Consider the following 14,553-nt stretch of genomic DNA (forward strand, 5'->3'; position numbering starts at 1 on the left):
ATCCTTGACTCATGGCGAACGGCAAGGGCGGCAAGCCCAGCAAAGAGGCGAAGGCCGCCGCGAAAGCGGCCAAGCGACAGGCATCGCGAGAGCGTAGGTCGCAGCTCTGGCAGGCCTTCAACATGCAGCGCAAAGAGGACAAGTTGCTGCTGCCGTTGATGATCGGGTCGATCCTCGTCTTCGCTCTCGCATTCTTTCTCGTCGGGCTCGTCTTCGGCATCCCGTGGTTCCTGCTGCCGATCGGCATCGTGCTCGGTGTGCTTGTCGCGTTCATCATCTTCGGCCGGCGGGTGCAGGGATCGGTCTACCGCAAGGCCGAGGGCCAGGCGGGCGCCGCGGCGTGGGCGCTGGAGAACATGCAGGGCCAGTGGCGCGTGCAGAACGCCGTCGCCGGGACCACACAACTCGATGCCGTGCACCGGGTGATCGGCCGGCCCGGCGTCATCCTGGTCGCGGAGGGCGCACCACAGCGGGTCAAATCGCTGCTCGCGCAGGAAAAGAAGAAGACCGCTCGCCTGGTCGGGGACACCCCGATCTACGACGTGGTGATCGGCAACGACGAGGGACAGGTCAAGCTCAAAGAGCTGCAGCGCTACCTGAACAAGCTACCGCGCAATATCGACACCAAACGGATGGACACCATCGAGTCGCGACTGTCCGCGCTCGGCGCGCGGGGCGGACCGGCTATGCCGAAGGGTCCGCTTCCCGGTGGCGGCAAGATGCGCGGCGGGATGCAGCGAACCATTCGCCGCCGCTGACGCGCCGCCAGGTAGACCTGCCGGTCAGCGGCTGCGCACCACGGCGGTGCCGGTCGCGCGGTCGTGCATGCCGCGCCCGTCGGTGTCGTTGAACAACGCCGGAACGACGAAGAACAGCAGCACCGACCGGGCCGCGGCCCGCACCAACCCGACCCGGACCGGCCCGTCGATGCGGATCACCCGGATACCGACGAAGAACTGGCCGGGGGTGAAGCCGAAGTAGCTCACCGCGCCGATGCCGATTGCCATCCAGAACCCGAGCGTGACCGTCGAAATGGAGCCCTGCAGCTCGTCCGGGCCGACGACCAACGCCGCGAGGCCGTAGGCGATGAGCCAGTCGACGAACAGCGCCGCCACCCGCCGACCGGTGCGCACGAGCGAATCCGGCCCTGTCTCCGGAAGACCGAGACTCTCGCCCCGGTACTTGTCCTCTTCTGCGGAATCTCGCGGCGGGAGGGCCGCGGAGGGGCCGGAGAGCCACGAACCGGTCATACGCGCCATATCCCAAGGATAGGCCCGCCCTGAGCTCCGGCCCGAACCGGTGGCATGGTGCTGCGCCGATACGGGCGACCGCGCCGGGACCGCACGCGGTGTCCGCTTCACCCGAAGTGGCGACGTGTAACACTGGCGAAACACGGGCTTGACTACCAGGCAACACCGTTTCCATACCGTTCACGACCGACGACCCCGCTGTCAGTTGGACGGGCGGCGCGGGATTACGAACCCAAAGGAGCACAAGCGTGGCGTTCACGACGGCCGAAGAGGTCATCAAGTACATCGCGGATGAGGGCATCGAGTACGTGGACATCCGGTTCACCGATCTCCCCGGTACGCAGCAGCACTTCTCGATCACTGCCGGCGCGTTCGAGAAGGACACGCTCGAAGACGGCCTGGCCTTCGACGGTTCGTCGGTGCGCGGTTTCCAGTCGATTCACGAGTCGGACATGATCCTGCTCCCCGATTACGGCACCGCGCAGCTCGACCCGTTCCGCCACGCCAAGACGCTCAACATGGACTTCTTCGTCCACGACCCGTACACCCGCGAGTCCTACAGTCGCGACCCACGCAACGTCGCCCGCAAGGCCGAGGCGTACCTGGCGAGCACCGGCATCGCCGATACCGCCTACTTCGGCGCCGAGGCCGAGTTCTACATCTTCGACTCGATCCGTTACGAGTCCAAGATGAACGGCGCGTTCTACGAGATCGACTCGATCTCGGCCGCATGGAACACCGGCGCGGAGGTCGAGTTCGACGGCAGCCCGAACCGCGGTTACAAGGTTCGTCCCAAGGGCGGCTACTTCCCGGTCGCGCCGTACGACCACTATGTCGACCTGCGCGACGAGATCTCGACCAACCTGACGAAGGCGGGCTTCGTGCTCGAGCGCGGTCACCACGAGGTGGGCACCGCCGGCCAGGCCGAGATCAACTACAAGTTCAACACCCTGCTCCGCGCCGCGGACGACTTGCAGTTGTTCAAGTACATCGTGAAGAACACCGCGTGGAAGGCCGGCAAGACCGCCACCTTCATGCCGAAGCCGATCTTCGGTGACAACGGTTCCGGCATGCACGTGCACCAGTCGCTGTGGAAGGACGGCAAGCCGCTGTTCTACGACGAGCGCGGCTACGCGGGCCTGTCCGATCTGGCGCGGCACTACATCGGCGGCATCCTGCACCACGCGCCGTCGCTGCTGGCGTTCACCAACCCGACGGTGAACTCCTACCACCGCCTGGTGCCGGGCTACGAGGCGCCGATCAACCTGGTCTACTCCGGCCGTAACCGCTCGGCCGCCGTGCGTATCCCGACGACGGGCAACAACCCGAAGGCCAAGCGCCTCGAGTTCCGCGCACCGGACTCCTCGGGCAACCCGTACCTGTCGTTCGCCGCGCAGATGCTCGCCGGTCTCGACGGCATCAAGAACAAGATCGAGCCCTCGGCGCCGATCGACAAGGACCTCTACGAGTTGCCGCCCGAGGAGGCCAAGAACATCCCGCAGGCCCCGACCTCGCTCAACGCGGTGATCGACAGCCTCGAGAAGGACCACGAGTACCTCACCGAGGGTGGCGTGTTCACCGAGGACCTGATCGACACCTGGATCAGCATCAAGCGGGAGCAGGAGATCGCCCCGATCAACCTGCGTCCGCACCCGTACGAGTTCGACCTCTACTTCGACGTCTAAATCGTCGAGACAACCCGATCTGCGGGGGAGCAGCCATCCGGCTGCTCCCCCGCAGTCGTATGTGTGCCCGTCGCGACTACAGCCCGGCGGGTGCCCGGGCGCGAACCCGTGCGAGTACGACCGCGCCGAGCAGTGCGACCGCACCCCCGAGTAGCGCTCCACCGATCACGTCGGTGAGCCAGTGCACGCCGACATACATCCGGCTGACGGCCATCAGGACGACAAAGACGAGCGCGAGGACACGGGCAGCCCACAGCGCCGCACCGGTCACCGCACCCGCGGTCACCACGAGCAGACCGACCACGAACACCGTGGTGAACGTGACGTGCCCCGACGGGAACGAGTGCGTACGGACCCGGACCAGCCGCAACTCCCCAGGTGGCCGCTCCCGCGCGACGATCAGCTTCGTCGTGGCACTGCACAACGACGCGACACACACCGACCCGGCCAGGACGGCGGCCGGTGCGACGCCACGGCCGAAGCGCCAGATGAGCAGCACGGCAACCGTCGTGAGAACGATGGCCTGCGGTGTGTTGCCGAGGAACGACACGGCACGCATGAGCGACGTCACGACCGGCGTGCGGTGCTCGGCGAACCACTCGGCGGTCGCAACATCGGCACGGGTGGGTCGCCCGAGTGCGCTCACCGTCACGGCGAGCGCGACGAACATTCCGGCGAGCACGATCGCCCCGATCGACGACCAACGCACCACATCGCGGGCCGGCGCCGGAGGGGTCATGTGTCCCATGGTGCGTGTCGTGCGGCGGAACTCGCCAGCGAGCACTCCGATCGGGTTCAATCGCTGTGCGCGTCCGGTGACGGGGCCGGACAGGAAAGAGGACCGATGACAGCGACGACACACGGCGAATTCGCGGGTGCGGCAGGCATGATCCGCTGGCAGGGCTGGCTGCCGGACGGCCCGGCAACCGCGCTGGTGGTGGTCGTGCACGGGCTCGGCGAGCACGCCGGCCGGTACGCGTGGGTCGCCGAGCAGCTCGCCGCCAAGGGCTACGCCGTGTACGCCCCCGACCATCAGGGCCACGGATTGTCCGATGGCACGCGCGCGAATATCGACTCGATGGACGGCGTTGCCGACGATGTGGGCACGATGCTCGCCGAAGCCACGCGACGCCACCCGGACGTGCCCCGCTTCCTGCTCGGGCACAGCCTCGGTGGGCTGATCACGCTCTACTACGTCACCCGACGCCCGGTCGAGCTCGCTGGGGTGGTGCTCTCCGCGCCCGCGGCCGACCCGGGCGCGGTGTCGGCGGTCGAGAAGATCGCGGCGCGCGTGCTGTCCCGGGTCGCACCGAACCTCGGTGTGCTGCAACTGGACGCCACCACGGTCAGCCGAGACCCCGAGGTGGTGCAGCGCTACATCGACGATCCCCTGGTGCACTCCGGCAAAATCCCGGCGCGCACAGTCGGCGAGCTGCTCGCCGCGTTCGAGCGGATGCAACCACGCCTGGCACAACTGCAGGTCCCGCTATTGGTCATGCACGGCACCGCGGACGCACTGGTTTCGCCGGACGCCACCAAACTCGTCGCGGACGCGGTGGGGACTTCGGACCTGACAGTCAAGTACTACGACGGGCTCTATCACGAGCTGCTCAACGAACCCGAGCGCGAGCAGGTGCTCGATGAGGTGCTCACCTGGCTCGACGGGCATCGCTGACTCGGCCAGTTAGGTGCCGAACACCTCGAGCACGACCCGGCGGGCGCGCCGCGTGACGCGCAGATAGTTGTCGAGGAACTCGCTCGGGTCGTCGGTCTTCCAGCCGGCGGCGCGGGCGATGGCGAGCAGTTCGCGTCCCGGATTGGGTAGCTGATCGCTGGCCTTGCCGCGGACGAGCACCAGCGCATTGCGTGCGCGGGTGGCGGTGATCCACGCCTCGCGGAGCAACTCGACGTCGGCCGGGTTCACCAGCGCCGCCGCGGAAATGGCGTCCAGCGTCTGCAGCGTCGACGTGTTGTGCAATGACGGCAAGTCGTGCGCGTGACGCAATTGCAGCAGCTGCACGGTCCACTCGATGTCGGAAAGACCGCCGCGACCGAGCTTGGTGTGCGTCAACGGATCCGCGCCGCGCGGGAGCCGCTCGGAATCGACCCGCGCCTTGATGCGACGGATCTCCCGCACCGCCTCCGGCGAAATCCCGCCCTCCGGGTAGCGCACCTTGTCGATGGTGTGCAGGAAACGCAGTCCCAGGTCCGGGTCGCCCGCCACGGGATGCGCCCGCAGCAACGCCTGCACCTCCCACGATTGTGCCCACTGCCCGTAATAGGCGTCATAGGCCCCCAGCGTGCGCACGAGCGGCCCGTTACGGCCCTCCGGCCGCAGGTTCGCATCCACCTCGAGCGGGGGATCGATACTCGGTGCACCGAGCACACGCTGCACCCGTTCCGCGATTCCGGTGGCCCAGCGGACGGCCTTGGTCTCGTCGGCCCCCTCGACGGGTTCGCAGACGAACAGCACATCGGCGTCCGAGCCGTAGCCGAGTTCGGCACCGCCGAGACGGCCCATGCCGATCACCGCCAGCGCCGCCGGTGCCGACTCCCCCGTCTCGGCTTCGCTCGCCGAAATGGCGGCCTGCAACGCGGCATTGAGCACCGCGGACCACACCGAAGACAGCGCCGCGCAAACTTCCGGCACCTCGAGCATGCCGAGCATGTCGGCGGATGCCACTCGGGCCAGCTCGCGTCGGCGCAGCGAGCGGGCCGCGGCGGCCGCCCGCTCCGGGGTGTCGTAGCGCGCCGAGGACGACACGATCCCGCGCGCGACATCCTCGATCTTTGGGCCGAGTAGCAATGGCCCGTCCGGTCCGTCGGCGAACATCCGGATGACCTCTGGTGCATTGATGATCAGGTCCGGCAGATAGGCCGAGCCGCCGAGCACAATCATCAACCGCTGCGCGACTGCGCTTTCGTCGCGTAGCTCGCGCAGGAACCATGTCTGGTCGTTCAGCGCCTCGGATACCCGCCGATATGCCAGCAGACCCTTGTCCGGGTCCGGGGTGTCGCCGAGCCATTCGAGCAGCGTCGGGAGCAGCAGCGACTGGATACGGCCCTTGCGGGTGCCCTCCGCGGTGAGCGCGCGCAGGTGATTGAGCGCGTGCTCGGGTGCGACGTAGCCGAGTACCGACAGCTGCCGCACCGCGGCCTCGGGCGCCATTGCGAGCGAGCCGGTTCGGATGACCGATTCGAGCAGCGGCCGGTAGAACAGCTTGCCGTGCAACCGGCCGACGCGTTGGGCGTTGCGTTTGATCTCCGCGCGCAGCACACCGGTGGCGTCCTGCCGCCCGTCCGGGCGCATATGGGCGGCTCGCGCGAGCCAGCGCAACCCCTCGGCGTCGTCCTCGGGGGGCAGCAGGTGGGTGCGCTTGAGCTTCTGCAACTGAAGCCGATGCTCGAGCAAGCGCAGGAACTCGTAGGAAGCGGTGAGGTTCGCGGCATCGTCGCGGCCGACATAGCCGCCCTGGCCGAGCCGTGCGAGCGCCTGCACCGTGCCGGTGACATGCAGCGAGTCGTCGAGGCGGCCGTGCACGAGCTGCAACAGCTGTACCGCAAACTCGACGTCGCGCAGGCTGCCGGTGCCGAGCTTGAGCTCTCGGCTGCGCAGTTCCTCGGGCACCAGGCTCTCCACCCGGCGGCGCATCGCCTGCACCTCGGGTACGAAGTCCTCGCGTTCGGACGCCCTCCAGACCGCCGGCATCAGTGCGGCGCAATAGCTTTCGCCTAATTCGAGATCACCGGTCATCGGCCGCGCCTTGAGCAGTGCCTGGAACTCCCAGGTCTTGGCCCAGCGCTCGTAATAGGCGACATGCGATTCGAGCGTGCGGGTCAGCTCGCCGCGCCGTCCTTCCGGCCGCAATCCGGCGTCCACCTCGAAGAACGCCTCGGTGCCGATCCGCATCATCTCGGCCACGACCCGGTTGGACTTCGTGTCCGCCGGCTCGGCGACGAAGACGACATCTACGTCGCTGACGTAATTGAGCTCGCGCGCACCGCATTTGCCCATCGCGATGACCGCGATTCGGGACGACAGCGGCGCGTCGGGCGATACCGTTGAGATACCAACCGCGAGCGCAGCGGTCAGTGCGGCGTCGGCGAGGTCGGACAGATGGCTGCCGATCGCGACATAGGGTACGACCGGCTCGTCCTCGACCACGGCCGCCATGTCCTGCGCGGCCAGCACCATGAGTTGATCGCGATAGCATTTGCGCAACGCCACAATGGCTTTCGAGCCCGTGACGCCGGCCCGGTAGACCAACGGCCCGGCGTTCGGCCCCTCTTCCGGTGCCGCGTCGACGGCCGCGAGCAGATCCGCGGTCATCGTCTCCTTGCTCGGCAGGTTTTTGGCGAGCAGCAGCCGCCAGGAATACGGGTCGGCGACTAGGTGCTCGGCAAGCGCGCTCGACGCTCCGACCATTCCGAACAGCCGCCCGCGCAGCGAGCTATCGGTCTGCAGTGCCGAATCGAGCTCGGACCAGTCCGACCCGAGGCCTGCACGCAACTGCACCACCGTGCGCAACGCCAAATCCGCGTCGGGGGCGCGGGAAAGCGACCACAGCAGGGGGACGTGTTCTACCCGATTCCAGCCGAGCGAGCGCAGGTCGACGGGGGCGTTGGGCTCGACGAGACCGAGCCGCCCCGCGCTCGGAACAACAGGTCGTGACGTACTCGGGACGGCCATGCCGCAAAGATTACCGATGGCCTCGAGACTGTTGACGGCCGAGGTGTGAAACGCCTATGGAGCGCGGCGTGCCACGCGCTACAAGCCCAGGTACTGCTCGACCTCGAACGGCGTCACGCGGCTGCGGTACTCCTCCCACTCAGCGCGCTTGTTGCGCAGAAAGAAGTCGTAGACGTGCTCGCCGAGAGCTTCGGCAACCAGCTCCGACTTCTCCATTGCGTTGAGCGCCTCGTTGAGGTTTGCGGGCAGATCCCGGAAGCCCATCGCTCGCCGTTCCTCGACGGTGAGGGCGGCCACATCCTCTTCGGCGGCTGCACCGAGGGTGTAGCCCTTCTCGATACCACGCAGACCGGCGGCCAGGACGACCGCGAACGCAAGGTACGGGTTGCAGGCCGAGTCCGGCGAGCGGACCTCCACCCGCCGCGACGAAGCCTTGTTCGGCGTGTACATCGGCACTCGGATGAGCGCGGACCGGTTCGACCGCCCCCACGTCGCCGCCGTCGGCGCCTCGCCGCCGCGGATCAGGCGCTTGTAGGAGTTCACCCACTGGTTGGTGACCGCGGTGATCTCGCCGGCGTGCTCGAGCACCCCGGCGACGAACGCGCGCGCGGTGTCGGAGAGCTGGATCGGGTCGTCCGGATCGTGAAACGCGTTGGTCTCGCCCTCGAAGAGGCTCATGTGGGTGTGCATCGCCGAGCCCGGGTAACTGGTGAACGGCTTGGGCATGAACGTCGCGCGCACGCCCTCCTCGATCGCCACCTCCTTGATGAGGTACCGGAAGGTCATCACGTTGTCCGCCATCGACAGCGCGTCCGCGTAGCGCAGGTCGATCTCCTGCTGACCGGGCGCACCCTCGTGATGGGTGAACTCGACCGAGATGCCCATCGACTCGAGTGCGTCGATGGCGTGCCGGCGGAAGTTCGGCGCGCTTTCGTGCACGGTCTGATCGAAGAAGCCGCCGGTGTCGGCCGGAGTCGGCGGAGTCCCGTCGTTCGGCGCATTCTCCACGAGGAAGAACTCGATCTCGGGATGGACGTAGCAACTGAATCCCAGGTCGGCGGCCTTGTTCAACTGCCTGCGCAGGACGTGCCGCGGGTCGGCCCAGGACGGCGAACCGTCGGGCATCACGATGTCGCAGAACATGCGCGCCGAATGCTGATGGCCGTTACTGCTGGCCCACGGCAGTATCTGGAAACTCGACGGGTCGGGCTTGGCGACCATGTCGGCTTCCGACACGCGCGCGAACCCCTCGATTGCCGAACCGTCGAATCCGATTCCGTCCTCGAACGCACCCTCCAGTTCGGCGGGCGCGATCGCCACCGACTTCAGGTATCCCTGCACGTCGGTGAACCAGAGTCGGACGAACCGAATATCGCGCTCCTCGAGGGTTCGGAGCACGAATTCTTTTTGACGATCCATGCCCGCGAGACTAAGCATCGAGCGTTAACTTTGTGTTACGTAGCGAAATCCGTCACCGACGCGATTTCCTCACAGTCCGCGCCGTCTCGCGGTGAGCGTCCCGGTCAGCAGGTCAGTCCGTCCGGCGGCGGGGTCAGCGAAACCAGATAGTCGGCCACCGCGTCGTCCACACAGGCCACCCCGGACAGGGTCACGGTGTGCTGCGTCCCCCGGTAGGTGATCAGCGAACCGCCGAGTTGGTCGGCCAGGGCCACGCCGTCGGGGTACGGCGTTGCGGGGTCGTTGGTCGTCGACACCACGACCACCGGCGGAAGCCCGCTCGCCTCGCTGCGGTGCGGCGTCGAGGTGGCCGGTACCGGCCACTGCGCGCAGAGATCCAGCGGGGCCGACCCAGTGCCGCGGCCGTCGTCGAGGAACGGAGCCGCCGCCCGGTAGCGCGTGTCCATATCCCCCGCGACCGCCCGGTCGGTGACGCGCGGGTCGTCCACACACCGGATCGCGTTGAACGCATCGTTCAGATTCGAATACTCACCCTCGTCGTCGCGACCCTCCGAGATGTCGGCGAGCTGGAGCAGCGTATCGCCGTGCCCCCGGGCGAGCTCACGCAGCGCGGCGGTCAGCGTCCGCCACTGATCGGGTGAATACAGCGCCTGCACCGTGCCGGTGATCGCATCGTTGTATCCGAGCCCGCGGGGATCGGTCGTCGCTGCCGGGTGGTCGGCCAGCGGCGAGACCAGGGCGCGGTAGGCCGCCACCGCCTGCGTCGGATCCTGACCGAGCGGACAGGCCGGCACGGCTGCGCAGTCACGCGCGTAGTCGTCGAACGCGCCCTGGAATCCCGCGGCCTGTGCCACCGTGTCGTCGGACGGGTCGGCATCGGGCAGCACCGCACCGTCGAGGACGAGCGCTCGCACCCGCTGCGGAAACTGCTCGGCGTACGCGGCGCCGATGCGGGTGCCGTAGGAGTAGCCGAGGAAGTTGAGCTGCTCGTCGCCGAGCACCGCGCGCATGATGTCGAGATCGCGGACCACCTCACGGGTGCCGATATGCGCGAGCAGGTCGTCACCGGAGTCGCCAACACAGCCGGCGATGTAGTCGCGGTCTTCGCGCTCGGTCTGGTCGATCCCGATCGGGGACATATCGGTATCGAGATCCGCCCGCTCGGCGTCGGCCTGCTCGGCGGTCGTGCACCGTACGGCCGGCGTCGACGCGCCCACCCCGCGCGGATCGAACCCGATCACGTCGAAGCGATCGGCGATTGGCGTGCCACCGGCGCGCGTCGCCATGGACAGTCCGGAGCCGCCCGGCCCGCCGGGGTTGAGCAGCAGCGAGCCGATCTTGTCGCCGGTCGCGCGTTCGCGTGAAATGGCGATCTCGGCGGTCGCGCCGTCCGGGGCGTCGTAGTCGATCGGCACGGTGATCCGGGCGCACTCCAGCCGCGACGGGAGCGGGGCGTCGGTTTCGAACTCGTCACACGACGACCAGGTCGGGGTCTGGTCGTAGAACTTGCTCAGCTCGCCCGCCTCCGTATTCACCGGACCGCTGTCGGTCTCCGATGACGTACATCCGACCAGCAGGAGCCCGCACAGCAGGGCGACGATCGCCGGTGCGACAGGTCGGACGGCGATCGGCATCCCATGAGGGTAGGCCAGCGGAGACCCCCGCCAATCCACCGCCAATCCTCACCCCCGCCGCACCAGTTGTGACGAATTGCACTGGCCAGCGCCCTTCGCCTCGGGATCACCCGGTGACAGAATCGAGGAGTCATCACCTTGTCGTCACTTACCCGGGGACCCGCTTTGGGCCTCGAGGATCAGGAAGGGACAAAGATGTCCGACTCAATGGCATCCGTATACGGCGCAACGCCCGCTACCTCCGATGCCGCACCCAAGCGCAAGACCCGCATCCACCACCTGCAGGACATGAAGACCTCGGGTGATCGTTGGGCCATGCTTACCGCCTACGACTACTCCAGCGCGCGAATCTTCGAAGAGGCCGGCATCCCGGTCCTGCTCGTCGGCGATTCGGCGGCAAACGTCGTCTACGGCTACGACACCACCGTCCCGATCACCATCGACGAACTGATCCCGCTGGTCCGCGGCGTGGTGCGCGGCGCTCCGCACGCGCTCGTCGTCGCCGATCTGCCGTTCGGCAGCTACGAGTCCACGCCCGAGCAGGCGGTGGCCAGCGCGACCCGCTTCATGAAGGAGGGCCTCGCCCACGCCGTGAAGCTCGAGGGCGGCGAACGCGTGGCGGACCAGATCGCGGCCATCACGGCGGCCGGCATCCCGGTCATGGCGCACATCGGCTTCACTCCGCAGAGCGTGAACTCACTCGGTGGCTTCCGCGTGCAAGGGCGTGGCGACGGCGCCGAGCAGCTCGTCGCGGACGCGATCGCCGTCCAGGAGGCCGGCGCGTTCTCCGTCGTGATGGAGATGGTGCCTGCCGAACTCGCCGGTCAGGTCACCCGCAAGCTGAGCATCCCGACAGTCGGCATCGGCGCAGGCAACGAATGTGACGCGCAGGTGCTGGTGTGGCAGGACATGGCCGGCTACACCAGCGGGAAGACGGCGAAGTTCGTCAAGCGTTTCGGCGAAGTCGGCGACGAACTGCGCCGCGCAGCCACCAGCTACGCGGCCGAGGTTCGGTCCGGCATCTTCCCCGACGCCGAGCACAGCTTCTGACCCGACGCACACCCGGCGCAGCGGCGCGGAACGTCGCGTCCGGCTGGCAGACTCGGGAAATGCCGAACCGCCGCACCCGTTTCGCGTGGCTCGCCGTCGCAGCGCTGGCGCTGACCGCGGCGTGCGAAAGCCAGACGCCACAGCCCCCGTCCACCCCGTCGTCCGTGGCTCCGAGCCCCGAGGCGCGGACCACGACGAACCGCGCCACGCCCGGAGTCTCCGACGAGGCGGCGCAGAACTTGTGCTCCTCGATCCAGGCGGAGCTGTCCAACTGGCGGGTTCAGGGGCCCACGCTGGGCAAGCCCGGGCTCAACATCGTCGTCCAGACGTGGGCGGCGCAGAACGGGTTGGTCAATATCGAGGTGCTGCGCAACCGGGGACTCGTCGACACCATCACGATCGCGCACTGCCCCGACGTTCGGCAGGAGGCGCTCGAACTCCTCGAAATCCCCGACCTCGCTTCCGGACTCGTCGGGATCTGATCGATGCGCACCCTGTATCCCGAGATCGAACCCTTCGACACGGGACTTCTCGACGTCGGGGAGGGCCAGCAGATCTATTGGGAGATCAGCGGAAACCCGGCCGGCAAACCGGCGCTGTTTCTACACGGCGGCCCCGGCGGCGGCACGTCCCCGTTCAACCGCCAGTTCTTCGATCCCGACGCGTACCGGATCGTGCTGCTCGACCAGCGCGGTTGTGGACGATCCGTCCCGCACGTCGCCGAGATCGACAGCCCGGACGGACTCGCCACGAATACCACCGACCGGCTGATCGCCGACATCGAAGCCGTCCGAACCCATCTCGGTATCGAGCGCTGGCTCGTATTCGGCGGCTCGTGGGGATCGACGCTGGCACTCGCCTACGCGCAGCAGCATCCGACGCGGGTCACCGAGCTCGTGCTGCGCGGGGTATTCCTGTTGCGCCGCAAGGAAATCGACTGGTACTACAACGGCGGGGCCGGCAACGTCTTTCCCGAACTGTGGGAACATTTCGTCGCCCCGGTCCCGATCGGTGAACGCGACGGCGACTTCGTCGAGTCCTACCACCGGCTGCTCTACGACGCCGACCTTGAGGTGCGGATCGCCGCGGCAGTGGCGTGGTCGACCTGGGAAGGCGCTACCAGCTCGCTACTCCCTCGGCCCGAACGGATCGCCGAGACGGCCGACCCCCGATTCGCACTCGCATTCGCGCGGATCGAAAACCACTACTTCCGCCACGGTGGCTTTCTCGCCGAAGGTCAACTGCTGCGCAATATCGCGGCGATGGCACACATTCCGGGTGTGATCGTGCAGGGCCGCTACGACATCGTGTGCCCCGCGACCAGCGCCTGGGAGCTGCACAAGGCGTGGCCCGGCTCGCAGTTGGACATCGTCGACGATGCCGGACACGCCTCGAACGAGCCCGGCATCGTCGACCGGCTGATCACCGCGACGGACACATTTCGATCGGAGACGTCGTGAGCGCGGTTTCTGCAGGGCCGGTGATCGTGGCCGCAGTCGGGCTCGATGTGGACCGTCTCACGACCGCCGAACCCGCCGTGCGCATCGATGCACCGGACTCGGTCCACCAGATGCGGGTTGCGACGCGGCGGCTGCGCAGCGTGCTCCGGTCCTATCGCAAGGTCTTTGCGCGCAACGAGATCGACGCGATCCGCAGCGAATTGCGCTGGCTCGGCGAGGTCCTCGGCGTGGCCAGGGACGCAGAGGTCCGGGCCGCCCGGTTCACCGCCCTGCTCACCGAGCAACCGGCCGAACTGCTGCCCGGTCCGATCGCGACCAGGTTGGTGACCGCGCAGCGGGCCCGTTACGAATCGGCGCTGGCCGACATCCACGCCGCGTTCGACGGTGAGCGCTACATCACGTTGCGCGCGATGCTCGATCGGCTCCTCGCCGAGCCGGCGACCGGGCCCGCCGCGGGCTTACCGGGTACCGCGGTCTGCGTGGATGCGTTGACCGCGGACTACGAGCGGGTGCGGGCGTTCGTGCGGACCGAGTTCGCGGCAGCGCCGGAGGACCGGGCCGACGCGTTGCACGACGTGCGCAAAGCCGCCAAGCGGCTGCGGTATGGCGCCGAGGCGGCGGGCAGCGTGCTCGGCGCGTCGGCAGAGCCCGTCGCGGTCGAAGCCAGGGCGCTGCAGGTGGTGCTGGGGGATCACCGGGACGCGATCGAATCGCAGATCGCGATCCTCGCCGCGGCGGAGGCCGCCCGGGCGGCAGGTGAGGATCTGTTCGGCTATGGCCTGCTGTTCATGGCCGAGGAGCAGGCCGCCCGTGTCTCGATCGCGGGCTACCAGCCGGCGATCGAACGGCTTGCCGTGGCGTGCACCGCGCTTGGCGCCTAACCGCCCGGCACAAGCAAAAACGGCCGCGACGCCATGCGTCGCGGCCGGACATTGCCGCGGTCGGTGGCGATCCCGCCACCGATCGCGGGGATGACGTCACTCCTTGTAGGCCACCATGGTGCCGTTGAGGCTGTCGAGCGGACCGAACACCGTGAAGCTGACCCACCCCTGCGGATATCCCGCAGCGACCTCGGCAACCGAGTCGAGCGTCTGACCGAACGAGGCGGCGGACGGATGCGGCAGTCCGGCAGTCCGCACGCCGACGCCGTTCTGCGACACCCACTGAGTCTCGGCGTGATTGAGGTCGACCTGAACCCCGCCGGGCACCGGGGTCACGCCCAGCGCGGACGCGGGTGCGGCGGCCATGACAACACCGGCTGTGGCGGCGCCGAAAACGAGAGCGCCTGCCGCAAGAGAACGAACAAAACCACGCATCACTGAACACCCCTGGGTCGTGTCGAGATAGCTGCCGAACGGCAGCGTC

Annotated in this window: 13 protein-coding genes; 7 read left to right on the forward strand and 6 right to left on the reverse strand. The window is 67.9% G+C overall.

Going from position 1 to position 14,553, the window contains the following annotated elements:
* Positions 1 to 11: 11 nt before the first annotated feature.
* Positions 12 to 758, forward strand: a complete 747-nt coding sequence (locus OG921_RS05495) for a DUF4191 domain-containing protein (protein ID WP_266111355.1) — start codon at positions 12 to 14, stop codon at positions 756 to 758.
* Between the two features lie 24 nt (positions 759 to 782).
* On the opposite strand, the gene OG921_RS05500 is transcribed toward OG921_RS05495, so the two are convergent.
* Complete coding sequence (locus tag OG921_RS05500; protein ID WP_266111356.1) at positions 783 to 1,259, reverse strand: RDD family protein; 477 nt, start codon at positions 1,257 to 1,259, stop codon at positions 783 to 785.
* A 239-nt stretch (positions 1,260 to 1,498) separates the two neighbouring features.
* Between OG921_RS05500 and glnA (OG921_RS05505) the strand changes: the two genes are divergently transcribed.
* Positions 1,499 to 2,935, forward strand: a complete 1,437-nt coding sequence (glnA, locus tag OG921_RS05505; RefSeq protein ID WP_266111357.1) for a type I glutamate--ammonia ligase — start codon at positions 1,499 to 1,501, stop codon at positions 2,933 to 2,935.
* Positions 2,936 to 3,011: 76 nt separating this feature from the next.
* Here the strand turns inward: glnA (OG921_RS05505) and OG921_RS05510 are convergent, their stop codons facing one another.
* Positions 3,012 to 3,674 carry a phosphatase PAP2 family protein gene (locus OG921_RS05510; protein ID WP_266111358.1) on the reverse strand — a complete coding sequence of 221 codons (663 nt, stop codon included), beginning with the start codon at positions 3,672 to 3,674 and terminating at the stop codon, positions 3,012 to 3,014.
* A 105-nt stretch (positions 3,675 to 3,779) separates the two neighbouring features.
* Between OG921_RS05510 and OG921_RS05515 the strand changes: the two genes are divergently transcribed.
* Entirely contained in the window at positions 3,780 to 4,610 is an 831-nt protein-coding gene (locus OG921_RS05515; protein WP_266111359.1) for an alpha/beta hydrolase, read from the forward strand.
* Between the two features lie 9 nt (positions 4,611 to 4,619).
* Here OG921_RS05515 and OG921_RS05520 read toward each other — a convergent pair whose 3' ends face one another.
* From OG921_RS05520 to OG921_RS05530, 3 genes are all read right to left on the reverse strand, one after another.
* Positions 4,620 to 7,625 (reverse strand): bifunctional [glutamine synthetase] adenylyltransferase/[glutamine synthetase]-adenylyl-L-tyrosine phosphorylase, encoded by a 3,006-nt coding sequence (locus OG921_RS05520; RefSeq protein ID WP_266111360.1) that lies wholly within the window; start codon positions 7,623 to 7,625, stop codon positions 4,620 to 4,622.
* Between the two features lie 78 nt (positions 7,626 to 7,703).
* Positions 7,704 to 9,044, reverse strand: a complete 1,341-nt coding sequence (gene glnA / locus OG921_RS05525) for a type I glutamate--ammonia ligase (RefSeq protein WP_266111361.1) — start codon at positions 9,042 to 9,044, stop codon at positions 7,704 to 7,706.
* A gap of 104 nt (positions 9,045 to 9,148) precedes the next feature.
* Positions 9,149 to 10,678: an alpha/beta hydrolase gene (locus OG921_RS05530; RefSeq protein ID WP_266111362.1), complete on the reverse strand. Its 1,530-nt coding sequence runs from the start codon at positions 10,676 to 10,678 to the stop codon at positions 9,149 to 9,151.
* A gap of 195 nt (positions 10,679 to 10,873) precedes the next feature.
* Between OG921_RS05530 and panB the strand changes: the two genes are divergently transcribed.
* Genes panB through OG921_RS05550 form a run of 4 tightly spaced genes read left to right on the forward strand, consistent with a single transcriptional unit; the run spans position 10,874 to position 14,069 of the window.
* Positions 10,874 to 11,728 (forward strand): 3-methyl-2-oxobutanoate hydroxymethyltransferase, encoded by an 855-nt coding sequence (panB, locus tag OG921_RS05535; RefSeq protein WP_266111363.1) that lies wholly within the window; start codon positions 10,874 to 10,876, stop codon positions 11,726 to 11,728.
* Between the two features lie 59 nt (positions 11,729 to 11,787).
* Positions 11,788 to 12,210 (forward strand): hypothetical protein, encoded by a 423-nt coding sequence (locus OG921_RS05540; RefSeq protein ID WP_266111364.1) that lies wholly within the window; start codon positions 11,788 to 11,790, stop codon positions 12,208 to 12,210.
* A gap of 3 nt (positions 12,211 to 12,213) precedes the next feature.
* Positions 12,214 to 13,188 (forward strand): prolyl aminopeptidase, encoded by a 975-nt coding sequence (gene pip / locus OG921_RS05545; RefSeq protein ID WP_266111365.1) that lies wholly within the window; start codon positions 12,214 to 12,216, stop codon positions 13,186 to 13,188.
* On the forward strand, positions 13,185 to 14,069 hold the full coding sequence (locus OG921_RS05550) for a CHAD domain-containing protein (RefSeq protein ID WP_266111366.1): 885 nt from the start codon (positions 13,185 to 13,187) through the stop codon (positions 14,067 to 14,069). Before pip ends, OG921_RS05550 begins: the two co-directional genes overlap by 4 nt.
* A gap of 96 nt (positions 14,070 to 14,165) precedes the next feature.
* Here the strand turns inward: OG921_RS05550 and OG921_RS05555 are convergent, their stop codons facing one another.
* Complete coding sequence (locus tag OG921_RS05555; RefSeq protein ID WP_266111367.1) at positions 14,166 to 14,435, reverse strand: hypothetical protein; 270 nt, start codon at positions 14,433 to 14,435, stop codon at positions 14,166 to 14,168.
* Between the last annotated feature and the right edge of the window lie 118 nt (positions 14,436 to 14,553).

This window comes from Aldersonia sp. NBC_00410 (assembly GCF_026342035.1).
In the GTDB taxonomy this organism is placed as follows: domain Bacteria; phylum Actinomycetota; class Actinomycetes; order Mycobacteriales; family Mycobacteriaceae; genus Aldersonia.